This window comes from Azospirillum argentinense (assembly GCF_000632475.1).
Classification (GTDB): domain Bacteria; phylum Pseudomonadota; class Alphaproteobacteria; order Azospirillales; family Azospirillaceae; genus Azospirillum; species Azospirillum baldaniorum.
The window spans coordinates 2,017,591-2,040,839 of the sequence record NZ_CP007793.1; the positions used below are offsets into that span (position 1 = coordinate 2,017,591).

Consider the following 23,249-nt stretch of genomic DNA (forward strand, 5'->3'; position numbering starts at 1 on the left):
CGGCGATGCTTCTCGCGATGTCGGCGTGGATGCGCCTGATGTTGGGCGAGGCCGAGACGGCGCCGGTGCACGGCACGTCCACCACATGCGCCCTGCCGCCGGAGCGGGAGCGCATCCGGCGGGCGGTGCATGACGCCGTGACCGCCCATCCGCTGCACCGCGAGTTGGTCCACACCCACCGGCTGGGCGGCTGCCAGTATTACGCCTTCGCCGGGGCGATGCTGCTGGAGGCCCTGGGCCACGGCAAAACGGAGGTCGCGCTGGGCCGCGTGGCGTTCCGCAAGTCTGAGGCCCACGGCCGGGGGCGCTGGCTCGGCTATCCGGCGGCGCCCGCCGACGTCCGTCCTCCCGATCCGGCGCAACGGCGGCAGGAGGCGGAATCCTTCCCGTTCCACGCCTGGATTCGCCTCACCGGCCCCGGCGGGCGGCGGCTCCTCATCGACTTCGACCTGACCAACGTGCTGCGGGAGGTAAGGCTGCGCGAACCGCGCCATGCCCCGGGCCTGCGCCATCAGCCGCCGGCCTTCTGGGGAAGCGCCGCGGCAGCGCACCGGGCGGGGTTGCGGTTCGAGCCGCACCGCCGGCTGACCGCCGACGCGCTGCTGCCCGGCGACCGCCGGGTCTTCGCGTCCATCGCGGCGGACGCCCGCGACCGCCTCAAGGACGTGTAGGCCGACGCTCAGCCGATCAGGCCGCCGTTGCGGCCGCCGTTGCGGCCGCCGTCGTGTCCGTCGCCGCAGTCCCGGCGGCAATCCCCTGGCCGATCACCCTGGACAGGCCCAGCCCGAGGCCAAGCCCGGTGTGCTCGTTCTGATCCGTGCGGACCGGCTGGTCGCGCATGCGGCGGTTGTCCTTGTCCTCGCCGTCCGGGCGGCGGCCGCGCGCGGGCCTGCCGGAGATGCTGTCCACCTCGTCCGGCGTCTCCAGCGCGTTCAGGGCCAGCACATGGTAGATCGACAGCGGCGTGCCGTTCAGCGCCTTCTGCGGCATGCTGGGCACCTGGGTGGTGAAGCCGTCCGGCATGTCCTGGCGGCGCACCCGGTCGATGGCGGTCTGGGCCGGGGCGAAGTCGGCGTTGGGCGACTCCGCGAACTTCGTCGCGAAGCGGTCGTAGATGTCCTTCAGCGACTTGGCCCGGCCGGTGTCCTTGTCGAAGAACACCGCCTTGTTGGCCGAGGCGGCGTCGGGGAACAGCTCCTTGGCGGCGCGGTTCGGGTTGTCCTGCATGGCGTTCAGGAACTTCGAGGCCCCGCCCGCCCCGAGGAAATGCGCCATGTAGAGTTCGGTGGACCCGACCTTCCCTTTGACCGTGTCCTCCAGATACTCCTTGTTGTCGCGGGTGTATTCCGCGGCCATCAGGGCCGAGGCGTTGGGGTCCTTGCGCAGGTCCAGGATCTCGCGCTTCAGGTCGGGATCGGTGACGTAGGGGCGCCCGTCGCCGCGCGTCTGGATCGCGTTGGCGTATTTGGCGTAGCCGTGGTCCGCCCCGTGGTCGCGCATCGTCGCCAGCCATGTGCTGTCGATGAACTGGTAGAGCCCGGTCGCCGAGGAGGAGGAGGACTTCACGTCCGTCCGGTACCCGCTCTCCACGGCAGCTTTTTCCATGAGGTAGGAAAAATCGACCCCGGTCTTGGCGCTGGCGTTGCGGACCGCCGCCTCGACATTCTCCGGCCCGCGGCTGGTCTTCGCGGCCTGGACGGCGGATTCGGCCTGACGGGCAAGGGCGGCGGCGATGGTCATGGGAGGAACCCCTGTGAGCGGTGCTGCCCCACTCCTGCAACCGGGATGCCAAGTTGGACGTCTCCTCCTGCGTCGCAGCCGCGCTGTTCGCGCCGCAACCCAGATGCCAATATTCCTGTCCGACGGTGAGGCTCGCCATGCACCATTCGGTACGGTATGGTGACGCGCACGTAAACCGCCCAAGGCGTGTTCACGCGCAATCGGGCACGCAGAAACGCACGCACAATCGGGTCACGGGAGGCCGCTCCATCCATGATTCCCTACACCGCTCCGGTCGATGACCTCCGCTTTGTCTTGAACGAGGTGGTCGGCCTCGAAACGGTCGCCGCGCTTCCGAACTGCGATTCGGCGGCCCCCGATCTGGTCGACGCCGTGCTGGAGGAGGCCGGCAAGTTCGCCTCCGGCGTTCTCGCCCCGCTGAACCGGGTCGGCGACAAGGAGGGCTCGGTGCTGGAGAACGGCGTGGTCCGCACGCCGACCGGCTGGAAGGACGCCTACAGCCAGTTCACCGAGAGCGGCTGGAACAGCCTGCCCTTCGAGCCGGAGTATGGCGGGCAGGGCCTGCCCTGGACCGTCGCCTTCGCGGTGAACGAGATGTGGCAGGCGGCCAACCTGTCCTTCGGCCTGTGCCCCCTGCTGACCCAGGGCGCCGTCGATCTGCTGACCGAGCACGCCAGCGCGGAGCAAAAAGCGCTCTACCTGCCGAAGATGATCGCCGGCGAATGGAACGGCACCATGAACCTGACGGAGCCGCAGGCCGGCTCCGACCTCGCCGCCGTGCGCACCCGCGCGGTGCGGGCCGACGACGGGACCTACCGCATCACCGGCCAGAAGATCTTCATCACCTACGGCGAGCATGACCTGACGGACAACATCGTCCATCTCGTGCTGGCCCGCCTGCCCGACGCGCCTCCGGGCATCAAGGGCATCAGCCTGTTCATCGTGCCGAAGTTCCTGCCCAACGCGGACGGCACGCCGGGCGCGCGCAACGACCTGCGCTGCGCCAGCCTGGAGCACAAGCTGGGCATCATGGCCAGCCCCACCGCCGTGATGGCCTTCGGCGACGATGGCGGAGCCGTCGGCTTCCTGGTCGGCCAGGAGAACCGCGGCATCGAATACATGTTCACCATGATGAACAACGCCCGCCTCGGCGTCGGCATCCAGGGCGTGGCGATCGCCGAGCGCGCCTACCAGCAGGCCCGCGACTACGCCAAGGGCCGCGTGCAGAGCAAGGATCTGGCCGACCCGAAGGGCTCCGGCGTCGCCATCATCCGCCACCCCGACGTGCGCCGGATGCTGCTGGACATGCGCGCCAAGACGGAAGCCGCCCGCGCGCTGGCGCTCTACGCCGGCACCCAGCTCGACGTGTCCCGCCACCACGAGGACGCCACGGTGCGCGCCGCCGCCACCGCCCGCGTGGACATCCTGACCCCCATCGTGAAGGCGTGGAGCACCGACATCGGCTGCGACGTCGCCTCGACCGGCGTGCAGATCCACGGCGGCATGGGCTTCATCGAGGAGACCGGCGCCGCGCAGCATTACCGCGACGCCCGCATCACCCCGATCTACGAAGGCACCAACGGCATCCACGCCAACGACCTGACTTTCCGCAAGACCGGCCGTGACGGCGGCGAGTCGGCCCGGACCTTCATCGCGGAGATGCGCGCCACGGTGGCGGAGCTGGAGAGCATCCCCGGCGACGACATGGAGGCGATCCGCACCAACCTGTCCGCCGGTCTGGACGCGCTGGAGCAGGCGGTGGCCTGGGTGGTGAAGACACAGGCCGACGGCGACCTGCGCGCCGCCGCCGCGGGGGCGGTGAACTATCTGAAGCTGTGGGGCACGGTGGCCGGCGGCTGGATGCTCGCCCGCTCCGCCGCCAAGGCGCTGGAAGGGCTGCGCCAGCCCGGCGCCAACGCGCCCTTCCTGGAGGCCAAGCTGGTCACCGCCCGCTTCTACGCCGAGCAGATCCTGGCCCAGGGGCCGGGCCTGCTGCTGCCGATCCTGACCGCCCACCGCACGGTCATGGCGCTGAGCGAGGACCAGTTCTAAGCAAAGTCATGCCCCATCACTGTGGCAGTTCGGCCACAGCCAGCTGAAACGCGGCCGGCGCCCCACGCCGGCCGCAACCTTTGCGGTTGCTCCGCGTTCCCCGTTCGATCGAGACGTCTCAAGGGGAAACGCCGCATGCGCACCGCCGCCCTTCTCGCCTTCGCCCTCGCTGCTGCCGGAGCCTCCGCCGCCACCGCCCAGACCATGGATGGCCCGGTCGAGTCCCCCTTCCATGTCGGCGCGCAGGCCAGCACGCTGGGTCTTGGGCTGGAGGCGGGTTACCGGGTGAATCCGATGTTCGGGCTGCGCCTGGGCGGCAACATGTTCACCTTCAGCACCGACCGCGGCATCTCCGGCGTCGATTACGATTTGGATGTGAAACTGCGCAGCTTCGGCGCGGTGCTGGACGTCTATCCGGTCGCCGGCACCGGCTTCCGCATCAGCGGCGGCGCGCGGATCAACTACAACAAGGCCGACCTGACGGGCACCCTGTCCGGCCCGCGCAGCTTCGGCGGGGTGGTGGTCACGCCGCAGCAGGCCGGCCAGCTCGACGGCGAGGCCAAGTTCGACCGCTTCGCCCCCTATGCCGGCATCGGCTACAACGGCACGGTGTTCAGCCCCAACTTCAGCGTCGGCGTGGATCTCGGCGTGCTGTTCCAGGGCAAGCCGCGGGTCAGCCTGAGCGCCCCCGGCGTGGCGACCACGCCGGCCATCGCCGCCGTTCTGGAGGACCAGCGCCGCGAGGTGGAGGATTCGATCCGCGCCGCCCGCTTCTGGCCGGTCGTCGCGATCACCGCCTCCTACCGCTTTTGAGGGAAGGCGGGCACCAAACACCCCCGTGAGCCGTTACGCCTCCATGGATCAACTGTGGAGACCATCCCATGGCTCGTCGTAACGGGATTCGCACCGCCGTCCTTGCCCTTCCCCTTCTGGCCCTGCCGCTGCTGGCCGCCTGCGACGACCAGCAGTCGGCGGAAAAGACCGGCCAGGAGATCGGGCGCGCGGTGGATCAGACGGCGGAGCGCGTGGGCGAGGCCGCCAAGGGCATCGGCGCCGAGGCCGGCCGGATGATGCAGGACGCCGGCGCGGCCATCCAGCAGAAGGCCCGCGACGCCAAGGACGACATCAACCGGGAAACCGCCCCCGAAAAGCCCTGAGGGAAGCCCTGAGGCGCGCCTTACGCCTCGACCGGCCCGCGCAGCGTCCGCCACAGGCAGACCGCCGCGTAGTAGGCGCTGCTGGCCAGCCAGACGTACCAGACGGCGTCGGGACGGTCCGGATACAGGACCACCAGCGCCGCGCTGGAGGCCAGCCACGCCCCGCTGACCAGAAGATTAAGGCGCATCCAGCGGCGCACCCGGAAGGGGTGCAGGAACTTCACCGTCGTGAAGGTCAGCAGGCCGAGAACCAGCACCACGGCGGTGTTGACCCACGGGTCGAGCGCCAGAAGCCACAGATAGAGCGCGACCACGTTCCAGATCGCCGGAAAGCCGACGAAGTAGTTGTCGCCGCTCTTCATCCCGGTGTTCGAGAAGCAGTAGAGCGACGTCATCATGATGAAGGCGGCCAGCGCCACGCCCAGCCCGTCGGGCAGCAGGCCGAAACGGTACAGGAAGACCGCCGGAACAACGACGTAGGTCAGATAATCGACCACGAGGTCCAGCGCCGACCCGTCGATGCCCGGCAGCACCTCCTTCACCGAGGCGCGGCGGGCCAGCGTGCCGTCCACCCCGTCGACCACCAGCGCCAGCCCCAGCCAGCCGAGGCACGCCTTGGCCTCGCCGTTGACCGCGGCGAGCAGCGCCAGCAATCCCAGCACCACGCCGCTGCCCGTGAAGGCGTGCACCCCCCAGGCCGACAGCCGCCGCACGATCCCGTACCCGCCGTCGCTGTCGTCCTTGAACCCGCTGTCCACTGAGCGCCTCATCGTCCCGTTGGCGCCAACCTAGCCATACGCCGCAAAAAGTCCAAGGGGGTCAGTGGGTCCCCTCGCAAGGAGGCCGGATGAGCCAAAATAGCCCTCTCCCCTCTGGGGAGAGGGTGGCCCGAAGGGCCGGTGAGGGGGTTGTACATGGCGGTACGTCCGGCACAAGCACAATTGTACATGGCGGTACGTCCGGCACAAGCACAACCCCCTCACCCTAACCCTCTCCCCGGAAGGGAGAGGGGATATGGCCGACCTACTCCGCGGCGCGCGGCGCAGCACCCGGCGCCTGGGTAGGACCGGCGAAGGCCGGGCTGTCCCTCAGCGCGTCGGGTTTCGGGCCGCCGGTCGCCCAGTCGAGCAGTTCCACCGTGTGAACGACGGGCAGCCCGGTGCCGGTGGCGATCTGGGTGATGCAGCCAAGGTTGCCGGCGGCGATGGCGGCGGCCTTCGTGCTTTCGATGTTGCGGACCTTGCGGTCGCGCAACTGCACGGCGATCTCCGGCTGAAGCATGTTGTAGGTGCCGGCGGAACCGCAGCAGATGTGCGCCTCCGGGATCTCCTTCACCTCGAAACCGGCGCCGCGCAGCAGATGGCGCGGCGGGTCCTTGATGCGCTGGCCATGCTGCATGGAACAGGCGGAGTGGTAGGCGATGGCCTGCCCCGTCTCGATCACGGGAGCGGACAAACCGATCTCCGCCAGGAACTCCGTCACGTCGCGGGCGATGGCCGCCACGCGCAGCGCCTTGGGCGCGTATTCCGCGTCCTCGCGGAACTGGAAGGCGTAGTCCTTCACCGTGGTGCCGCAGCCCGAGGTGTTGACGATGATGGCGTCCAGCCCCTCCCCGTCCATCTCCGCGATCCAGGCGTCAATGGTCTTCTTCGCCGCGGCGTCGCTGAGGTCGGTCTTGCCCATGTGATGGGTCAGGGCGCCGCAACAGTCGGCCCCCTTGGCCACCACCACCTCCACTCCCTGGCGGTTCAGCAGGCGGATGGTCGCCTCGTTGATCTGCGGGGCCAGCACCTGCTGGGCGCAGCCGACCAACAGGGCGGCGCGCTTGCGGCGCGGCCCGACCGCCGGGTGGCTGCCCGGACGGTCGCTGTGGCTCGGCCCCGGCACCGACTTCGGGGCCAGCGCCAGCAGCGCTCCCAGCCGACCCGGCAGCAGACCGGCGAAGGGCTTGCCGAACCAAGCGGCGATCAGGGCCAGCCGGAACAGCCGCGGGTTGGGCAGCACGCGGGCCAGCAGATCGCGGATGGCCCGGTCGGCCGGCGGGCGGGCGTGGGTCGACTCGATATGGGCGCGGGCGTGATCGACCAGATGCATGTAATTGACGCCCGACGGGCAGGTCGTCATGCAGGACAGGCAGGAGAGGCAGCGGTCGATGTGCTTCACCTGATGCTCGGTGGGCGGCCCGCCCTTCTCCAGCATGTCCTTGATCTGGTAGATGCGGCCGCGCGGGCTGTCCAGCTCGTCGCCCAGCAGGACGTAGGTCGGACAGGTCGCCGTGCAGAAGCCGCAATGGACGCACTTGCGCAGGATCGCTTCCGAGTTCCGGTAATCGGCGTTGGCGAGCTGGGTGAGCGTGAAGTTGGTCTGCATGGATGCCTTACACTCCCGCGTACATGCGGCCGGGGTTCAGGATGCCGCAGGGGTCGAAGCTCTCCTTCACCCGGCGGCTGAGCGCCATCACCGGGTCGGGCAGCGGGTGGAACACCTCCGTCGTGGTCCGCACGTTCTCGGGCGCACGCACCAGCGTCGCGTGGCCGGCGGTGCCCAGCGCGCCACGGATCGCGGAGGCGGCGTCGGGCGTCGGCGCCACCGCCGCCCAGATCAGGCCGCCGCCCCAGTCGAAGTACAGGTCCGCGTCCAGCGCCCAGCGGATCGACTCCGCCACGCGCGCCCCTTCGGAGGGCTGGACGGAGATTTTCCAGACGTGGCGGGAGGAGTGGCGGGAGTCGTCGCCCCCACCCCAGCCCTCCCCCGCTGACGCAGGGGAGGGAGTAGGCCCAAAATACGCCACGTCCTTGATTTCCCTCCACACCGCCAGCGACTCGTCCCGGTCGAGCACGGCGTCGGCGCCAAGCTCCTCCTTCAGCGCGGCGACGCGGGCGGTGACGGACGGGCCGAAGCCCTCCACCCGCAGCAGCGTGACCGCCCCGCCCACCCCGGCGACCGTTCGCACATGGGACCGCGCCGCCACCGCGGCCGGCAGATGGGCGGCGCCGGACACATCGTAGGGGCTCTGCAGCGCCGCGGTCAGCGCCGCCACGGCCCCGGCGTCCTCGCGTCCGGCCAGCAGCAGCGTCCGGCCATCCTCCGGCGCCGGCAGCACCTTCACCGTCAGTTCGGTCAGGACGGTCAGCGTGCCGAAGGACCCGGCCATCAGCTTGGGCACGTCGTAGCCGGTGACGTTCTTCACCACCTTGCCGCCGCCCTTGTAGAGGTCGCCGCGCCCGTTCACCCCCTCGATGCCCAGCGTGTGGTCGCGGGCGGAGCCGGCGCTGATGCGCCGCGGCCCGGTCAGCCCGCAGGATATCACCCCGCCCAGCGTCCCCTGCCCCTCCGGCTGCCCGAACAGCGGCCCGAGGTCCTGCGGCTCGAAGGCGAGCTGCTGCCGGCGCTCGGCCAGCATCGGCAGGATCTCGGCCATCGGCGTGCCGGCTTTGGCGGTCAGCACCAGCTCCTCCGCCTCGTAGGCGACGACACCGGACAGGCCGGAGAGGTCGAGGGTGCAGGCGGTCTGGATCGGACGCCCGAGGCCGCGCTTGGACCCCGAACCGGCGACGTCCAGCGGCGTCCCTTCCGATAAGGCCCAGCGCACCGCGTCGGCGGTCTGGGCCGCCGAATCGGGCTTGACGGTGGTCACGGTCATGCGGGTGGCCTCAGAAGCGGGGAATGTCGGGGAAGCGCAGCTCCCCCTTGTGGATGTGCACGCGGCCCAGCTCGGCGCAGCGGTGCAGCTTGGGGAAGACCTTGCCGGGGTTCAGCAGCCCGTCGGGGTCGAAGGCGCATTTGATCCGCTGCTGCTGGTCGAGATCGACCTCGTCGAACTGGTCGGTCATCAGGTCGCGCTTCTCCACCCCCACGCCATGCTCGCCGGTCAGCACGCCGCCGACCTCGACGCACAGGCGCAGGATGTCGTTGCCGAAGGCCTCCGCCCGCTCCAGCTCGCCCGGCTTGTTGGCGTCGTAGAGGATCAGCGGGTGCAGGTTGCCGTCGCCCGCGTGGAAAACGTTGGCGACCCGCAGCGCGTAGCGGTCCGACATCTCCTGCATGCGGTGCAGCACCAGGGGCAGCGCCTTGCGCGGGATGGTGCCGTCCATGCAGTAGTAGTCGGGGCTGATGCGCCCCACCGCCGGGAAGGCCGCCTTGCGCCCGGCCCAGAAGGACAGCCGCTCCTCCTCCGAGGTCGAGACTCGGGAGTAGCAGCAGCCCTTGGACCGCGCGATCTCCGCCACCTGCTCAATCAGATGGTCGACCTCCGCCGCCGGGCCGTCCAGCTCGACGATCAGCAGGGCTTCCACGTCCAGCGGGTAGCCGGCGTGGACGAAATCCTCCGCCGCGTGGATGGCCGGCTTGTCCATCATCTCCATGCCGCCGGGGATGATGCCCGCGGCGATGATGGCGGCCACGCAGTCGCCACCCTGCTCGCTGGTCGGGAAGCCGATCAGCACGGCGCGGGCGGTGGCCGGCTTCTTCAGGATGCGAACCGTGACCTCGGTCACCACCCCGAGCAGCCCCTCGGAGCCGGTGACGACGCCCATCAGGTCGTAGCCACCGGCGTCGAGATGCTTGCCACCCAGCCGCAGGATGGTGCCGTCCATCAGCACCATCTCCAGCCCCAGCACGTTGTTGGTGGTCAGCCCGTATTTCAGGCAATGCACCCCGCCGGAATTCTCGGCGATGTTGCCGCCGATGGTGCAGGCGATCTGGCTGGAGGGGTCGGGCGCGTAATAGAAGGCCTCATGCGCCACCGCGTTGGAGATGCCGAGGTTGGTCACCCCCGGCTGGGTCACCACGCAGCGGTTGGCGAAGTCGATGTCGAGGATGCGGTTGAACTTGCCCATCCCCAGCAGCACGCCGTCGGCCAGCGGCAGCGCCCCGCCCGACAGGGAGGTGCCGGCGCCACGCGGCACCACCTTCACCCCCATCTCCTTGCAGGTCCTGAGCACCCGGCTCACCTGCTCCGTCGTGCTGGGGAGCACCACGACCATGGGAAGCTGGCGGTAGGCGGTCAGCCCGTCGCATTCATAGGCGCGCAGTTCGCTTTCGTCGACGATCACCCCCTCGCCGGGCACGATGGCCCGCAGCGCTGCGATGATCTCGCGGCGGCGCGCGATGACGCCGTCGTCGGGCGCGGGCATCCGCATGGCCGGCCGTCCTCCCCCATAGTCCGTCGCCCGGATTGTTCCCGCGGCGTTCCCTTCCACAGGTAACATCGGACGGCGGGCGATGCCAGCCCCCCCTTGCGTTCCGCCCTGCCATAGGCAGGTTTACCTCTTCAACCTTAACGGAAGAACGATGCCCGGATTGCCATTTTTACGGCAGCCGATAAAAAGGGAACCACGGCGCGGCGCCCCGGCGCGCCGGCCACACCTTACGAATGCCACGGAACGGAGACGCGTGAATGCACCCCGGCAATCCCGAGATCGATGTCTACATCGGCGAAATCCGCCTGTTCTCCTACGCCCGGCTGCCCCTCGGGTGGTTGCCGGCGGATGGACGCCGGCTCTCGGTCAACCATTTCATCGCGCTTTTCTCGCTGATCGGCACGACCTATGGCGGCGATGGGGAGAAGGAATTCGCTTTGCCGACGCTGGAGTCGCCCGCTCCCGGCTTGCAATACTGCATTGCCGTTGGTGGCGTGTTTCCGCGCCTGCAAGACTGAACGCTTTCCGGACACGCCAAAACGCGACGCCGCGCCGTCCCAAGGGAACGGCGCGGCGTCGCGTTCAACAACACAGCACTCGTCGGCCGGGCGGACCCGGCCGCCGGTCTCAGCCCTGGCGGGCCTTGAAGCGCGGGTTCTGCTTGTTGATGACGTAGACGCGGCCCTTGCGGCGGATCACGCGGCAGGCCTTGTGGCGCGTCTTCATCGACTTGAGAGAGTTAACGATCTTCATAGTTCTTCATCCTGGTCGGTCGGCGGCTCGATCGAAGGCGCGCACCATAGTGCGGCGCACCCCCGCTGTCAACGGCCCCCGTCGCGGTTGCGTTTCCCGCCGGACGCGGCCGTTTCGACGCTACTCCGCCGGTTTCAGCGCGTAGAAACGGCACACCTTCATGCCCGCCTCGATGGCGGACACGCGGCGGACCCACAGTTCGACCTCGTCCATCACGGCGAGCTTGGTTTCGTGATCCAGATGATGGCGCTCCAGATGCTCGACCAGCCCCTGGATGGCGCTCACGATCAGGCCGCGGTGGGTGTCGGTGATGTCCTCGGCGATTCGCAGGTCCAGGTTCCGCTGGGCGAAGGCGGCGGCCATCTGGTCCTTGGACCACAGATGCGGCTGCATCGGCTCCTTGTCGCACCAGATCTGGACGGCCTTGGCCCCGGCCAGCGCCGGCTCGATCACGTAATCGGTCATCAGCAGGTGGCCGCGCGGCTTCAGCGCCAGTTCCATCCCGTCGAAAAGCTGGTCCTTGCCGCGGACGGAGAACATCCCTTCCTTGTAGACGATGGCGTCCACGCGCTTGGGATAGCTGAAATTCTCCGGGTCGTAGGTTTCGATCGGGGCCTTCTTCTCCAGCCCCTCCTTGAAGGAGCGGATCATCCCCTCCTTCGCCAGAAGCTCCGAGGCCTCCAGGCCGGTGACCCAGCAGCCGTACTTGCTCGCCATGGTGCGGCTGGTGCCACCCAGCCCAGCGGACAGGTCCAGCACGCTCATCGCCGGGTTGAGGCCGAGCGGTTTCACCAGATAGGGGATGTGGTCGTGGCCGCCCGGCGTGTTGAAGCCCTCGCCCCACAGCTTCTCCGCGACCTCGATCCGCGTGGCGCTCCACAGCGGCTTTCCCCAGCGGTTCACGCCGGGGCCATGCCCGCGGGCGGCGGGCTGGGCCGGAGCGGCGCCAGCCTGCGGCTTGCCGTCCCCTTCCCCGCCCCGGCCCTTCAGGCCGGAGAGGTCGTACCCCTCCCACCAGGCGTGAAGGCGGGTCTTGAGCGTGATGCGGGGAGCGCCCGCGTGATCGTGTCCGCTGTTATCGCTCATCGCCTTCGCGCCTGCCCCGTTGCCTGGACCGCCGGACGAATTCATTCCGACTTTCACAGTATCCGGGCGCTCCGTTCGCGCAAGCGCAAAATCCTGCGTCACATTACCGTAGTGCCTTCTCCACGTGCGGATCGTCCATGGCGGCGACCCGCGTCCCGGCGGCGCGCAGCACCGCGGTGCAGGCGGGCGGCATGCTGACGTAGCGCGGCTGCGGCTTGCCGTTGTGCCTCTCCACCACCGGATAGACGGAGCCGAGCCAGGACGCGACCTCGTCGCCGCAGCCATCGCCGTCGGGAATGTCGCGCTGGTCCTCGCACTGCGGGCTTCCCGCCGGGCAGCCCAGGCGGATGTGCATGTGCCCGTCATGGCCATGCCAGGGCCGCAGCTTGCGCAGGAAGGCGCGATCCGGCCAGGAATGGCGGCACATGGCGAGCTTGATCGCCGGGTTGACGAAGATGCGGGTCACCCGAGGGTCGCTGGCGGCGATGCGGACGAGTTGGGCCTGCCGCTCCGACCAGTCCTCGGTGACGCGGACGCGCCCGTAATCGACGTATTTGATCTCGTTCAGGCTTTCCCGCGCGTTGCGCCCCATCGGCGGGTGGTCGAGGCGCAACCAGACGTCGGCGTCGAGCCCGATCTGGTGGCTGGCGTGGCCGAAGCTCATCGGGCCGCCGCGCGCCTGCCCCATGTCGCCGATCAGCGCGGTCCCCAGCCCGGCCGCCGCGACCTTCCGCCCGAAGCCCTTCAGATAGTCGATCAGTTCCGGATGGCCGTAATAGCGCTGGCGGGACATGCGGATCACCTGATAGCCGGTGCCCTCCCCCGGCAGCGCCTGCGCCCCCGTAATGCAGCCCGCGGCGTAGCCGCCGATGGACTGGGCCGGTCCCAGGGCGGGGCCGCTCACCTGACTCCAGGCGATGGAATTGGGAGCCGGCGGTGCGGGCTTCTTCTTCTTGGACGATCCGGCTTCGGCCGGTCCGGCGAGAGCGGCGGCGACCAAGCCGGCTGCGACCAAGGCCGCCGCAAGAATCCCGATCGTCGGGCCAATCGCCAAGCGCCCCATCATCTTCCCCCACGGACCGCCAATCGGGAAAGATTAGAGCCAATGTTCCTTAACGAAATGTGAGGCTCACGCTCATGTCACAGCCGATTTCAACTTGCCGGCTACGATGAAGAGCCGTGCCCGGCCTCCGTTTACTGCTCAGTCCAAGGTCTGCCGGTAGCGCTTCAGCGCGACGACGGTGACCACCGCCAGGAAAATCAGCAGCGCCGCCACCTCCCCCGCGATTTCCGCCGGACCGTTGCCCTTCAGGAGGATGCCGCGGACGATGCGCAGGAAATGGGTCAGCGGCAGCACCTCTCCCACCGCCTGCGCCCAGCCGGGCATGCCGCGGAAGGGGAACATGAAGCCGGACAGCAGCATGGACGGCAGAAAGAAGAAGAAGGACATCTGCATCGCCTGGAGCTGGTTCTTCGCCACGGTGGAGAAGGTGAAGCCCACCGCCAGATTGGCGGCGATGAACAGCACCAGCACGGCGGACAGCAGGGCCAGACTGCCGACGATGGGCACGCCGAACAGCAGCCGGGCGGCCAGGACGATGATGACGACCTGGATGTAGCCGACCAGGATGAAGGGCACGATCTTGCCCAGCATCACTTCGAACGGGCGGACCGGCATGGCCAGCAGGTTCTCCATCGTCCCGCGCTCCCGCTCGCGGGTGACGGCCAGCGCGGTCATCATCACCATGGTCATGGTCAGGACCACCCCCATCAGGCCGGGCACCACGTTGTACTGGGTGATGCCCTCCGGGTTGTAGCGGCGGTGGACCCGCAGTTCGACCGGGTCGGGGGTGGAGCGCAGGGAGGCCAGCGGTCCGGTCAGGTCGGGGTCCAGCGCCTGCCGCGCGAGGGTGGACAGGGCGGCCAGCGCGTTGCTGGTCGCCGCCGGGTCGGTCGCGTCGGCCTCGACCAGCAGCACGGGCCGCTCGCCCCGCTGCAAATCGCGGGAGAATCCGGCGGGAATGGTGACGGCGAACTGCACCCGCCCCTCGGCCAGCAGGCGGTCCAGTTCCGCCGGGCTGCCGGCGGCGCGGGTGACGTCGAAATAGCCGGAATTCGCCATGGCCGACACCAGCGTGCGCGCGAAGGGGCTGGAGTCGGCGGCGTGGACGGCGGTCGGCAGGCTCTTGGGATCGGAGTTGATGGCGAAACCGAACAGCACGAGCTGGAGCACCGGCACCCCCACCATCATGGCGAAGGTCAGCCGGTCGCGCCGCATCTGGATGAACTCCTTCACCATCACCGCGACGAAGCGCGCGAAGGAAAAGTGCGTCATGGCATTCCTCCTTCCACCGGCGCGGTCATGCGAAGTTGTCCGTGCTGCGGTTCATCAGGTGGATGAACACGTCCTCCAAGGTCGGCTCCGTCCGCCGCACCAGCAGGCCCGAGTCGGCGGCCCAGGGGCGCAACGCCTCCTCCAGTTCCGCACCATCGCCGCCGCTGACATGCAGCCGGGCGCCGAAGGCGGCGACCATCTCGACACCCGGACGGTCGCGCAGCGCCGCCGCGACGTGCCCGAGGTCCGGCCCACCACGCCCCCGCGCGCCGACCTCATAGGTGACCAGACCCGAGGTGGCGATCACCTCCTCCACGCTGCCCTGGGTCATCAGCCGGCCGTAGGCGAGGTAAGCGATGGCGTGGCAGCGTTCGGCCTCGTCCATGTAATGGGTGCTGACCAGCACGGTCAGGCCCTCGGCGGCCAGCCGGTGGATTTCGTCCCAGAACTCCCGCCGCGCCTTGGGGTCCACCCCGGCGGTCGGCTCGTCGAGCAGCAGCAGCTTCGGCTCGTGCAGGATGCAGGCGGCCAGCGCCAAGCGCTGCTTCCAGCCGCCGGACAATTCCCCCGCCAGCTGCGCCCGCCGGTTGCCCAGCCCCAGCCGCTCCAGCGCCGCGGCGACCTTCTGCCGCCGGTCCGGCAGCCCGTACATGCGGGCGACGAAATCCAGATTCTCGGCGATGCTCAAATCCTCCCAGAAGCTGAACTTCTGGGTCATGTAGCCGACCTGCCGCTTGATGGCGGCGCACTGGCGGCGGATGTCGAGCCCGAGGCAGGTCCCCTCCCCCGCGTCGGGAGTCAGCAGCCCGCAGAGCATGCGGATGGTCGTCGTCTTGCCCGACCCGTTCGGCCCCAGGAAACCGTAGATCTGCCCGCGCGCCACCCGGATGGAGAAGCCGTCCACCACCGTCTTGGCGCCGAAGCGCTTGACCAGACCGCGTACGTCGATGACGGCGTCTCCGGTCATGGCGGCAGTTCCACGTCCACCGGCAAACCGGGGTTGAGCGTCGCCCCGTCCTCCAGCCGCGCCTCGACGCGGAAGACCAGCTTCTCGCGGCTGCCGACGCTGTAGATCACCGGCGGGGTGTATTCCACCCGCGGCGCCACATAGGTCACGCGCGCCGTCAGGCCGAGCGGGCAGCCGTCGCAGCGCACCGTCACCCGGTCGCCCGGACGGACGCGGGTCATCAGCGGTTCCGGGACGAAGACCACCAGCTTCCGCTTCCCCGGCGGCAGCAGCGAGACCACCGGGGCGCCCGCCGGCACCCATTCGCCGGGGTTGAACAACGTGTCCTCGACCAGCGCCGCCTCGGGCGCCGACGGGGCCAGCTCGGCCAAGCGCTTGTCCGCCTGGGCCAGCGCCGCCTCGGCCTGGGCCACGGCGTCCTCGGCGGCGCGGATCTGGTCGGGGCGGGCCGGCAGGTTGGAGACGGCCAATTGCGCGGTCAGCTCCTCCAACCGCGCCCGGTCGCCGTCGCGGCTGGCGCGGGCGGCGTCCAGCCGGTCGTCGGAACTGACCTTGCGCGCCACCAGCGTCTGCTGCCGCGCCAGTTCCGCTTCGGAATAGCGCAGCGCCGCCTCGGCCTGCGCGCGCTGGGCGGCGACCACCGCCAGTTCGTCGGGGCGCCGGCCCGTCCGCAGGTCGGCCAGTTGCGCCCACGCCTGCCCCAGCGCGGCGGCCAGCCGGTCGCGCTCCGCCCGCGCGCTGGTGCGGTCGAGCGCGAAGAGGGGCGCGCCCGCCTCCACCCGCCCGCCGCGCGTCACCGCCAGCGTGTCGAGCGTCCCGGCCACCGGGGCGGCGATGCGCAGATACTCGCCCTCCGCATAGCCATGGGCCAGCGGCACGGCGTCCCCGCCACCCAGCCCGAGGACGGACAGGGCCGCCGCCAGCGTTTCGGCGATCCAGCTCATGACGGCGGCCCTCCCTCCGGAGCGAGGGTCCGGCGCAGTGCGTCGAGATGGGCGGCCAGCAGAGCCGCGACGTCCGGCGGGCGGCCCTCCAGCGCTTCGAAGGAGGAGCGCCACAGCGCGCTCATCAGCATCGGCGCGACGATCAGCCGGACGGTCGAGTCGACGTCCACCGGGCGGAACTCCCCGCGCGCCATGCCGCGCTCCAGCACCGCCGCCAGCAGGGCGAAGGCGCGGCGGATCACCTCGTCGTAATAGAAGCGGGCGAGGTCGGGGAAATTGCCGGCCTCGGCGATGATCAGCTTGGGGATGGCGCCGGCGCGGGATTTCAGGATGCGCGTCGCGAAGAGGGTCAGCAGCGTTTCCAGCACGGCGAAGCTCGGCCCCTGCGCTCCAGCCAGCAGACGCTCGGCCATGTCCAGGTTGGGCAGGATGGCCTCGCGGACCACCGCCTTGAACAACTCCTCCTTGTTCGGGAAGTAGAGGTAGAGCGTGCCCTTGCTGACCCCGGCCTGCGCCGCGACGTCGTCCAGCCGGGCCGCCGCGAAGCCGCGCTCGCCGAAGACGGTCAGGGCCGCGTCGACGATCTCCCGGGGGCGCGCCTCCTTCCGGCGGCGCCAGCGCGGAACGGCGGGATCATCCTCCGGCATGCCGTCCTCCAGGGTGGAGAAAATATTACTGACCGGTCAGTTATTAGCTGTTTGCCGGCAGAAATTCCAGTTTTCTCAAGGGTTGCGCCGTTCTGCCGCAGCCGTAAGTCATTGTGCGGCGCAGCAACTGATATGCAAAAGGGCTTGCCTTTCGACCGAGAGTTTCCGAAACTTTCGACAGTCCGCAGCGCGAACGGCTTGTCACGGAAGCACGCGCGGCGGGCGCACCGGTGGTCAAAGGCGCCGATCAGCAACGAGCGCACACCCCACCCCGGGAGGAACGGTTCAAGGCGCCGTGCCGGGATCAATGCGACGAGCGCGCCGGTGCGCGACGTCCGGAGTCCCGGTTGAGCAGGGGGTGTCGATCATGCCGGGTGCAATGCGCCAGTCCACGTCGAACCTGGAACTGCTGACCATCTATGAGGTCAGCAAGATCCTCGGTTCCTCTCTCGACCTCCAGCAGACCTTGCGCGAGGTGCTTCGCGCGCTGGCCTACCAGCTGCAGATGCACCGCGGGCGCGTCTATCTGGTCGGCGAGGACAATGTGCTGCGGCTGGTCGCCGCGAACGGCCTGTCGAACGAGGCCGCGGCGCAGATCGAATTCCGCGACGGGGAAGGCATCACCGGCCGCATCCTGAAGACCGGCATGCCCGCCGTCGTCCCGAACTTGGCGGAGGAACCGTTGTTCCTCAACCGCACCGGCGGGCGCGAGGACCTGGACGAGCAGGTGGCCTCGCTGGTTGGCGTGCCGATCAAGGCGGCGGGGGTGGTGGTCGGCGTGCTGACCATCGACCGCATTTCCGACGAAGGGCCGCAGGGCCATTTCGGCAGCGACGTGCGCTTCCTGACCATGGTCGCCAACCTGATCGGCCAGACCGTGCGGCTGCACCGCACCGTGGCCGAGGAACGCCGCTTCATGATGCGGGAAACCTTCCGCATGCAGAAGGAGCTGCGGCCCGTCGCCGCCCCGATCAACGACGTGGTCTGCACCAGCCCCAACATGCTGGAGGTGATGGCCCAGGTCCACCGGGTGGCGCCCTTCAAGTCCACCGTGCTGATCCGCGGCGAGAGCGGCACCGGCAAGGAATTGATCGCGCGGGCCATCCACAACATGTCGCCGCGCAAGGACGCCCCCTTCATCCGCGTGAACTGCGCCGCCCTGCCCGAATCGCTCCTGGAATCGGAGCTGTTCGGCCATGAGAAGGGCGCCTTCACCGGCGCGCAGAAGGACCACAAGGGCCGGTTCGAACTGGCGTCGGGCGGCACGCTGTTCCTCGACGAGATCGGCGACATCTCGCCGAACTTCCAGGCCAAGCTGCTGCGCGTGCTGCAGGAGCAGGAGTTCGAACGGGTCGGCGGGTCCAAGACGATCAAGACCGACGTCCGGCTGATCTGCGCCACCAACCTGAACCTGGAGGAGGCGGTCGGCCACGGCAAGTTCCGTGCCGACCTGTATTTCCGCATCAACGTGGTGACGATCCATCTGCCGCCGCTGCGCGAACGGCGCCAGGACATCGGCCCGCTGGCCCGCCATTTCGTGGCGAAGTTCGCCAAAGACAACGGTATGAATCTCGTCATGGAGGACCAGGCGTTGGAGGTGCTGAACCGCTGCACCTGGCCCGGCAACGTGCGCGAGCTGGAGAACTGTATCGAGCGCGCGGCCACCCAGTCGCGCGACGGCATCATCCGCACCGAGTCCCTGTCCTGCAGCCTGAACCTCTGCAACTCCTCGGTTCTGTTCCAGTACCGCACGCTGGGCGCGTCGGTCGGCGGGCTCGCCCCGTCCATGGGGCCGGGGTCCGTCAACCGTGTTCCTCCCGGACGCCCCGGCGGTCCGGCGCCGGCCAACGCGCCGAAGACCCCGGCCATGCCCGCCCCGGTGCCGGAACCGGCGGGTGCCGGCGGCGGCGCGTGGCCGGCCTGCGCGTCGGGCTGTTCCGCCGGCCCGTCGCCGGTCTGCGGCGCCGCCCAGCCGGTGGTTCCGGTTCCCCTGATCCCGCTGCCCCTGCCCGAGCCGAGCGCGCCCGCCGTCGCGGCTCCCGCACCCGCATCGACGGCCAACGCCGCTCCGCCGCCCGCCGCCGAGGTGCCGCTGGACGAGCCGGAGTCGGGATCGCTGCGCGACCGCCTGCTCTGGGCGATGGAGCGCACCGGCTGGGTGCAGGCCAAGGCCGCCCGCCTTCTCGGCATGACGACCCGTCAGGTGAGCTACGCCTTGCGCAAGTACAACATCGAGATCAAGCGCTTCTGAGGGACGGTGCTCTCCGGCAATTGCGGCCGATCAGGAGCAGCCAATCAATAGCGAACCGCCAGACCGGTTATGTACTTCATGTGCGCCTCCTGCGCCTGGGCATCGGCGGCGCTCGTCGGGGACGGCGCCGGAAGCGAGGGAGGCGTCAGATGGTTGGGCCGGTCGATCTGATAGACCGTGTGGCCCGCCAACGTGCCGGCCTTACGGGTTTCCGCCGAAGAGGCTTGGAGGAATGACCTCAGCTTTTCACCGTAGGTGAGAAGGGCATCCGACGACGAACCGCCCGATGGCACGGTCAGGGGCTTCACCAGGGCGTCGTCCGACGAATAATCCTGATCGGCCGCCACCTTTCGGGATGTCGGCAAGCCCGCCCGCTCCGACAGGATGGCAGCGGCGTCCTCTTCGCCGGTCTTGCGCAGTGCCTGGTCGATCGCGTCGAGATCGACGCCCAACGCCTTCAGGCTGTAGGTGGCATCCCCTTGTTTTTTGGTGGAGTTCAGGCGGGAATCGGAAAAGTCCATGGAGAAGAAGCCCGGCATGATGTGCCGTGACATCCCCGTCCGGTCCTTCGCCAGGAGCGGATTCACCGTGCGCGCCGCTAAATCGTTCGACGCCGACGCCCGCTCGTCCTCGCTCATCGCCGCGGTCAGCTTGTCCATCAGCGACGACCGCCGGGCCAGCGTCTGTGACAAAGCACCGCGCAGGTCATCGCTGCTGGTCGTCTCATCGAGGAAAAGGGCGGCGTGATCGTTGTTGTACATGCGCTGCGTCGCGCCCATCGCGCTGACGCGGGCCTGCTTCAACCGCTGTGTGAGGGCATCGTTGACCGTCTCGCCACTGATCTTCCCGCTGTCGACGAGATCGGCCAATTGCTGGCGCTGAGCGTCCGAAAGCGCGCCGAAGGCGGCCAAGCCGTCGCCGCGAAGCGCCCCGCCCAGCCCGCTCAGCGCCACACGATCGGACGCGGCACCGCCACTCGCGGCGGTCGCCCCTGGCGATGCGGGCGCCTCGGTGGATCGGGGCAGGACCGGAAACGACGAAGCCGCCGAGGTCACACCCGATACCGTCATGATCCCCTCCCTGAAAGGCAGGCCGGCGGCGATGCACGTCCAACCGCGGCGAATTCTCTTCGCTGCATCTTATGAGGGAAGAAATAAACGCGCAATATAACCCTTGAGGGCTAATCGGCGATCCGGCTGCGACACGTCAGCCGTGCAGCCTGCTGGTTCCAAGGCCCCTGTAACCGTTACGAACGGTTGTGATATGACAGTGGAACACCGGCTTTACGCTGTGCCCCGCTTCCCGCAACCTCCAGCTTCGGGCCTTTGCACGGGATGGAAAAGCCCCTCGCGCTCCTCTTCGTGGACATCGCCGACAGCACGCTGCTCTATGAATTGGCGGGCGACCGCAAGGCGGCGGCTCTGACCCAGCGGGTGCTGGAGGGCTTGCGCCGGATCGTCGGAGAGAACGACGGCACGGTGGTGAAAAGCCTGGGTGACGGGCTGCTCGCCTGCTTCCCCATGAGCGACGGCGCCACCCGCGCCGCGCTTGCCATGATGGAGCGGCAAGGCGAGTTCGGGCTGCGCCTGCGCGCCGGACTGAATTTCGGCCCGGTGATCGCCGGCCCCGGCGACCTCTACGGCGACGCCTGCAACGTCGCCGCCCGGCTGGAATCCATCGCCCGCCCCGGCGAGATCCTGGCAACCGACGATCTGGTCGACCGCCTCTCACCGCCCCTGCGGACGCGGACCCGCCTTCTGAACAGCGTTGCGGTGAAGGGAAAGGCGGCCCCGGTCCGCGTCCACCAGATCCGCGACGGCAGCGCCCCGACGGAGGCCGAGGACAACGCCACCGTCGCCCTGACCACATCGGTTCCCGGCAGCGGGCGCGGCCTGCCGTCCCTGCGCCTGTCCGGGCGCCGCGCCGAGGCGACGCTGACTCCCCTGCTGCCGCGCGTCACGGTGGGGCGCGACGAGGGCTGCGGCCTGCGTATCCCGTCGCGCCGCACCTCGCGCCAGCACGCGGTGATCGACTTCAGCCGCGGCGGCTTCCTGCTGACCGACCATTCGACCAACGGCACCTTCATCCGCACGGGCAAGTCCCCCTCCCTGTTGCTGCGCCGCGATTCGACGAAACTGACCGGCAGCGGGCTGATCGGGTTCGGGGGAGAGCCGCTGCGGCCGGACGACGACCATGTCCTGACCTTCCAGGTGGGGAGCGCGTGATCAACCCTCTCCCGCCCCGGGAGAGGCAGGGACCCGCCGCGGCAGCGGTGGAAGGGTGAGGGTGCCGGCAAGGATCGAGCCGCTGATCCTCGCACGACCCTCGCCCGGCGCCTTTGGCGCCCCCCTCTCTCGGGACGGGAGAGGGAAATCGATGCCAGTCCGTTACCCCATCAGCGCCCCATGTCGGGTCCCCGACAGGCGGCGTGTTTGTCGGCCATTGTTGGGCTTTGTCCGCCTTTGTCGGATTGCCGACATGGTCCACAAGCCCGACACATTCCCATAACCCATTGAAACTCCACACTTCACCAGGTTGGCCCCGAACTTGCTTTTAACGACCCGACCAAGGGCGCCGACGGCGCGGCTGGGAAGGGAGTGGACGATGGCCAACGTTATTTCGCTCGACAGCATCCTGGGCGTGGGTGAGCTGAAAGCCGCCGCCGAGGCGCCGCCTGCCGCCGCCTCCGGCTGCGCCTCCTCCTCCTGCGGGTCGTCGGACGGCCCCGCCGACATGGCGCCGGAGGTGTGGGAGAAGGTGAAGAACCATCCCTGCTACTCCGAGGAGGCGCATCACTATTTCGCCCGCATGCACGTCGCCGTGGCGCCGGCCTGCAACATCCAGTGCAACTACTGCAACCGGAAATACGACTGTTCGAACGAGAGCCGGCCGGGCGTGGTCTCCGAGAAGCTGACCCCCGATCAGGCGCTCCGCAAGATCATGGCGGTGGCCAAGGAAATCCCGCAGCTCTCCGTCATCGGCATCGCCGGCCCCGGCGACAGTCTGGCGGCGGGCGGCAAGAACACCTTCAAGACCTTCGAGATGCTGGCGAAGAAGGCGCCGGACCTCAAGCTGTGCCTGTCCACCAACGGTCTGGCCCTGCCCGACCATGTGGACACCATCGCGAACTACAACATCGACCACGTCACGATCACCATCAACATGGTCGATCCCGAGGTCGGGCAGCACATCTACCCCTGGATCTTCCACGACCACAAGCGCTGGACCGGCCTGGACGCCGCCAAGATCCTGCACGAGCGCCAGATGCTCGGGCTGGAGATGCTGACCTCTCGCGGCATCCTGGTGAAGGTGAACTCCGTCATGATCCCGGGGATCAACGACGAGCACCTGATGGACGTGAACAAGGCCGTGAAGTCGCGCGGCGCCTTCCTGCACAACATCATGCCGCTGATCTCCGACCCGGCGCACGGCACGCATTTCGGCCTGACCGGCCAGCGCGGCCCGACCGCGCAGGAGTTGAAGGTCCTGCAGGACCAGTGCGAGGGCGGGGCCAAGCTGATGCGCCACTGCCGCCAGTGCCGCGCCGACGCGGTCGGCCTGCTGGGCGAGGACCGCGGTTCCGAATTCACCATCGACCAGATCGAGGCGATGGGCGAGGTGGAGTACGATCAGGAAGCCGCCCGCACCTACCGCGAGCATGTCGAAGGCGAGCGCGCCGGTCGCAACGCCGCCAAGGCCGCAGCACAGGCTGACGTCGCCGAGACGGTCGGCACCGAGGTGCAGCCGATCCTGATCGCCGTCGCCACCAAGGGCGGCGAGCGCATCAACGAGCATTTCGGCCACGCCAAGGAATTCCAGATCTACGAGGTCGGTCCGAAGGGCGCCAAGTTCGTCGGCCACCGCCGCGTCGACCAGTATTGCGAAGGCGGCTCGGGCGACGAGGACGCGCTCGGCGGCGTGCTGTCGGCGATCAACGACTGCACCGCGGTCTTCGTCGCCAAGATCGGCGGCTGCCCGTCGCGGAACCTCAAGGACGCGGGCATCGAGCCGGTTGACCGCTTCGCCTTCGAATACATCGAGGAGTCGGCATTGACCTACTTCAAGGACTACGCCGAGCGCCTCGGCCAAGGTGCGATCAACGCCCGCGAGGGGCAGGACGCGGTGATCCGCACCGGCGCCTTCACCGCCCTGCGCGCCTGACACCCAAGAGACCGA

General features: G+C 69.0%; 21 protein-coding genes. 8 read left to right on the forward strand and 13 right to left on the reverse strand.

Going from position 1 to position 23,249, the window contains the following annotated elements; all coding sequences use genetic code 11:
* Positions 1-5 precede the first annotated feature (5 nt).
* Positions 6-671, forward strand: a complete 666-nt coding sequence (locus ABAZ39_RS09600; protein ID WP_038528902.1) for a hypothetical protein — start codon at positions 6-8, stop codon at positions 669-671.
* Positions 672-687: 16 nt separating this feature from the next.
* Here the strand turns inward: ABAZ39_RS09600 and ABAZ39_RS09605 are convergent, their stop codons facing one another.
* The gene (locus ABAZ39_RS09605) at positions 688-1,740 is read right to left on the reverse strand and encodes a lysozyme family protein (protein WP_038528904.1); all 1,053 of its coding nucleotides are present in this window, start codon (positions 1,738-1,740) and stop codon (positions 688-690) included.
* Between the two features lie 252 nt (positions 1,741-1,992).
* Here ABAZ39_RS09605 and ABAZ39_RS09610 point away from each other — a divergent pair, with 252 nt between their 5' ends.
* From ABAZ39_RS09610 to ABAZ39_RS09620, 3 genes are all read left to right on the forward strand, one after another.
* Positions 1,993-3,792: an acyl-CoA dehydrogenase gene (locus ABAZ39_RS09610; RefSeq protein WP_014239822.1), complete on the forward strand. Its 1,800-nt coding sequence runs from the start codon at positions 1,993-1,995 to the stop codon at positions 3,790-3,792.
* Positions 3,793-3,927: 135 nt separating this feature from the next.
* On the forward strand, positions 3,928-4,605 hold the full coding sequence (locus ABAZ39_RS32945) for a hypothetical protein (RefSeq protein WP_051657908.1): 678 nt from the start codon (positions 3,928-3,930) through the stop codon (positions 4,603-4,605).
* Between the two features lie 68 nt (positions 4,606-4,673).
* Positions 4,674-4,949, forward strand: coding sequence for a hypothetical protein (locus ABAZ39_RS09620; RefSeq protein ID WP_014239820.1), 276 nt, complete (start codon positions 4,674-4,676; stop codon positions 4,947-4,949).
* A gap of 20 nt (positions 4,950-4,969) precedes the next feature.
* On the opposite strand, the gene pcsA is transcribed toward ABAZ39_RS09620, so the two are convergent.
* From pcsA to ABAZ39_RS09640, 4 genes are all read right to left on the reverse strand, one after another.
* Positions 4,970-5,707, reverse strand: a complete 738-nt coding sequence (pcsA, locus tag ABAZ39_RS09625) for a phosphatidylcholine synthase (RefSeq protein WP_144243493.1) — start codon at positions 5,705-5,707, stop codon at positions 4,970-4,972.
* Between the two features lie 265 nt (positions 5,708-5,972).
* Positions 5,973-7,319, reverse strand: coding sequence for a glycolate oxidase subunit GlcF (gene glcF, locus ABAZ39_RS09630; RefSeq protein WP_038528907.1), 1,347 nt, complete (start codon positions 7,317-7,319; stop codon positions 5,973-5,975).
* Between the two features lie 7 nt (positions 7,320-7,326).
* Entirely contained in the window at positions 7,327-8,592 is a 1,266-nt protein-coding gene (gene glcE / locus ABAZ39_RS09635) for a glycolate oxidase subunit GlcE (protein WP_038528910.1), read from the reverse strand.
* Positions 8,593-8,602: 10 nt separating this feature from the next.
* On the reverse strand, positions 8,603-10,090 hold the full coding sequence (locus ABAZ39_RS09640) for an FAD-linked oxidase C-terminal domain-containing protein (protein ID WP_038528913.1): 1,488 nt from the start codon (positions 10,088-10,090) through the stop codon (positions 8,603-8,605).
* A gap of 257 nt (positions 10,091-10,347) precedes the next feature.
* Between ABAZ39_RS09640 and ABAZ39_RS09645 the strand changes: the two genes are divergently transcribed.
* On the forward strand, positions 10,348-10,608 hold the full coding sequence (locus ABAZ39_RS09645) for a phage tail protein (protein WP_038528916.1): 261 nt from the start codon (positions 10,348-10,350) through the stop codon (positions 10,606-10,608).
* 109 nt (positions 10,609-10,717) lie between these two features.
* Here ABAZ39_RS09645 and ykgO read toward each other — a convergent pair whose 3' ends face one another.
* From ykgO to ABAZ39_RS09680, 7 genes are all read right to left on the reverse strand, one after another.
* A complete protein-coding gene (gene ykgO, locus ABAZ39_RS09650; protein WP_012973122.1) occupies positions 10,718-10,843 on the reverse strand; it encodes a type B 50S ribosomal protein L36 in 126 nt (41 codons plus the stop codon).
* Between the two features lie 120 nt (positions 10,844-10,963).
* Positions 10,964-11,929 (reverse strand): SAM-dependent methyltransferase, encoded by a 966-nt coding sequence (locus tag ABAZ39_RS09655; RefSeq protein ID WP_038528919.1) that lies wholly within the window; start codon positions 11,927-11,929, stop codon positions 10,964-10,966.
* 103 nt (positions 11,930-12,032) lie between these two features.
* Positions 12,033-12,992, reverse strand: a complete 960-nt coding sequence (gene mepA, locus ABAZ39_RS09660) for a penicillin-insensitive murein endopeptidase (protein WP_038528922.1) — start codon at positions 12,990-12,992, stop codon at positions 12,033-12,035.
* 138 nt (positions 12,993-13,130) lie between these two features.
* Positions 13,131-14,264: an ABC transporter permease gene (locus ABAZ39_RS09665; protein ID WP_038528925.1), complete on the reverse strand. Its 1,134-nt coding sequence runs from the start codon at positions 14,262-14,264 to the stop codon at positions 13,131-13,133.
* A 25-nt stretch (positions 14,265-14,289) separates the two neighbouring features.
* On the reverse strand, positions 14,290-15,231 hold the full coding sequence (locus tag ABAZ39_RS09670) for an ABC transporter ATP-binding protein (protein WP_038528928.1): 942 nt from the start codon (positions 15,229-15,231) through the stop codon (positions 14,290-14,292).
* On the reverse strand, positions 15,228-16,175 hold the full coding sequence (locus tag ABAZ39_RS09675) for an HlyD family secretion protein (protein WP_038528931.1): 948 nt from the start codon (positions 16,173-16,175) through the stop codon (positions 15,228-15,230). The genes ABAZ39_RS09670 and ABAZ39_RS09675 overlap by 4 nt, the downstream gene beginning before the upstream one ends.
* Positions 16,172-16,822, reverse strand: a complete 651-nt coding sequence (locus ABAZ39_RS09680; RefSeq protein WP_038528934.1) for a TetR/AcrR family transcriptional regulator — start codon at positions 16,820-16,822, stop codon at positions 16,172-16,174. The genes ABAZ39_RS09675 and ABAZ39_RS09680 overlap by 4 nt, the downstream gene beginning before the upstream one ends.
* 367 nt (positions 16,823-17,189) lie before the next feature.
* On the opposite strand from ABAZ39_RS09680, the gene nifA reads away from it, so the two are divergent.
* Positions 17,190-19,073 carry a nif-specific transcriptional activator NifA gene (nifA, locus tag ABAZ39_RS09685; RefSeq protein ID WP_051658094.1) on the forward strand — a complete coding sequence of 628 codons (1,884 nt, stop codon included), beginning with the start codon at positions 17,190-17,192 and terminating at the stop codon, positions 19,071-19,073.
* Positions 19,074-19,117: 44 nt separating this feature from the next.
* On the opposite strand, the gene ABAZ39_RS09690 is transcribed toward nifA, so the two are convergent.
* Entirely contained in the window at positions 19,118-20,143 is a 1,026-nt protein-coding gene (locus ABAZ39_RS09690) for a hypothetical protein (protein ID WP_144243494.1), read from the reverse strand.
* A 264-nt stretch (positions 20,144-20,407) separates the two neighbouring features.
* Here ABAZ39_RS09690 and ABAZ39_RS09695 point away from each other — a divergent pair, with 264 nt between their 5' ends.
* Both ABAZ39_RS09695 and nifB read left to right on the forward strand, forming a co-directional pair.
* A complete protein-coding gene (locus tag ABAZ39_RS09695; RefSeq protein WP_038528942.1) occupies positions 20,408-21,298 on the forward strand; it encodes an adenylate/guanylate cyclase domain-containing protein in 891 nt (296 codons plus the stop codon).
* A gap of 379 nt (positions 21,299-21,677) precedes the next feature.
* Positions 21,678-23,234, forward strand: coding sequence for a nitrogenase cofactor biosynthesis protein NifB (nifB, locus tag ABAZ39_RS09700; protein WP_038528945.1), 1,557 nt, complete (start codon positions 21,678-21,680; stop codon positions 23,232-23,234).
* Positions 23,235-23,249 lie beyond the last annotated feature (15 nt).

Bases quoted from the DNA above. Each gene is read 5' to 3' on its own strand.
- ABAZ39_RS09645 (WP_038528916.1), top strand. From the start codon at position 10,348: ATGCACCCCGGCAATCCCGAGATCGATGTCTACATCGGCGAAATCCGC.
- ABAZ39_RS09655 (WP_038528919.1), bottom strand. From the start codon at position 11,929: ATGAGCGATAACAGCGGACACGATCACGCGGGCGCTCCCCGCATCACG.
- glcE (WP_038528910.1), bottom strand. From the start codon at position 8,592: ATGACCGTGACCACCGTCAAGCCCGATTCGGCGGCCCAGACCGCCGAC.
- ABAZ39_RS09640 (WP_038528913.1), bottom strand. From the start codon at position 10,090: ATGCGGATGCCCGCGCCCGACGACGGCGTCATCGCGCGCCGCCGCGAG.
- ABAZ39_RS09605 (WP_038528904.1), bottom strand. From the start codon at position 1,740: ATGACCATCGCCGCCGCCCTTGCCCGTCAGGCCGAATCCGCCGTCCAG.
- ABAZ39_RS09600 (WP_038528902.1), top strand. From the start codon at position 6: ATGCTTCTCGCGATGTCGGCGTGGATGCGCCTGATGTTGGGCGAGGCC.
- mepA (WP_038528922.1), bottom strand. From the start codon at position 12,992: ATGGGGCGCTTGGCGATTGGCCCGACGATCGGGATTCTTGCGGCGGCC.
- ABAZ39_RS09670 (WP_038528928.1), bottom strand. From the start codon at position 15,231: ATGACCGGAGACGCCGTCATCGACGTACGCGGTCTGGTCAAGCGCTTC.
- ABAZ39_RS09695 (WP_038528942.1), top strand. From the start codon at position 20,408: ATGGAAAAGCCCCTCGCGCTCCTCTTCGTGGACATCGCCGACAGCACG.
- ABAZ39_RS09690 (WP_144243494.1), bottom strand. From the start codon at position 20,143: ATGACGGTATCGGGTGTGACCTCGGCGGCTTCGTCGTTTCCGGTCCTG.
- glcF (WP_038528907.1), bottom strand. From the start codon at position 7,319: ATGCAGACCAACTTCACGCTCACCCAGCTCGCCAACGCCGATTACCGG.
- ABAZ39_RS32945 (WP_051657908.1), top strand. From the start codon at position 3,928: ATGCGCACCGCCGCCCTTCTCGCCTTCGCCCTCGCTGCTGCCGGAGCC.
- ABAZ39_RS09665 (WP_038528925.1), bottom strand. From the start codon at position 14,264: ATGACGCACTTTTCCTTCGCGCGCTTCGTCGCGGTGATGGTGAAGGAG.
- ABAZ39_RS09680 (WP_038528934.1), bottom strand. From the start codon at position 16,822: ATGCCGGAGGATGATCCCGCCGTTCCGCGCTGGCGCCGCCGGAAGGAG.
- ykgO (WP_012973122.1), bottom strand. From the start codon at position 10,843: ATGAAGATCGTTAACTCTCTCAAGTCGATGAAGACGCGCCACAAGGCC.
- nifA (WP_051658094.1), top strand. From the start codon at position 17,190: ATGCCGGGTGCAATGCGCCAGTCCACGTCGAACCTGGAACTGCTGACC.
- ABAZ39_RS09675 (WP_038528931.1), bottom strand. From the start codon at position 16,175: ATGAGCTGGATCGCCGAAACGCTGGCGGCGGCCCTGTCCGTCCTCGGG.
- nifB (WP_038528945.1), top strand. From the start codon at position 21,678: ATGGCCAACGTTATTTCGCTCGACAGCATCCTGGGCGTGGGTGAGCTG.
- ABAZ39_RS09610 (WP_014239822.1), top strand. From the start codon at position 1,993: ATGATTCCCTACACCGCTCCGGTCGATGACCTCCGCTTTGTCTTGAAC.
- ABAZ39_RS09620 (WP_014239820.1), top strand. From the start codon at position 4,674: ATGGCTCGTCGTAACGGGATTCGCACCGCCGTCCTTGCCCTTCCCCTT.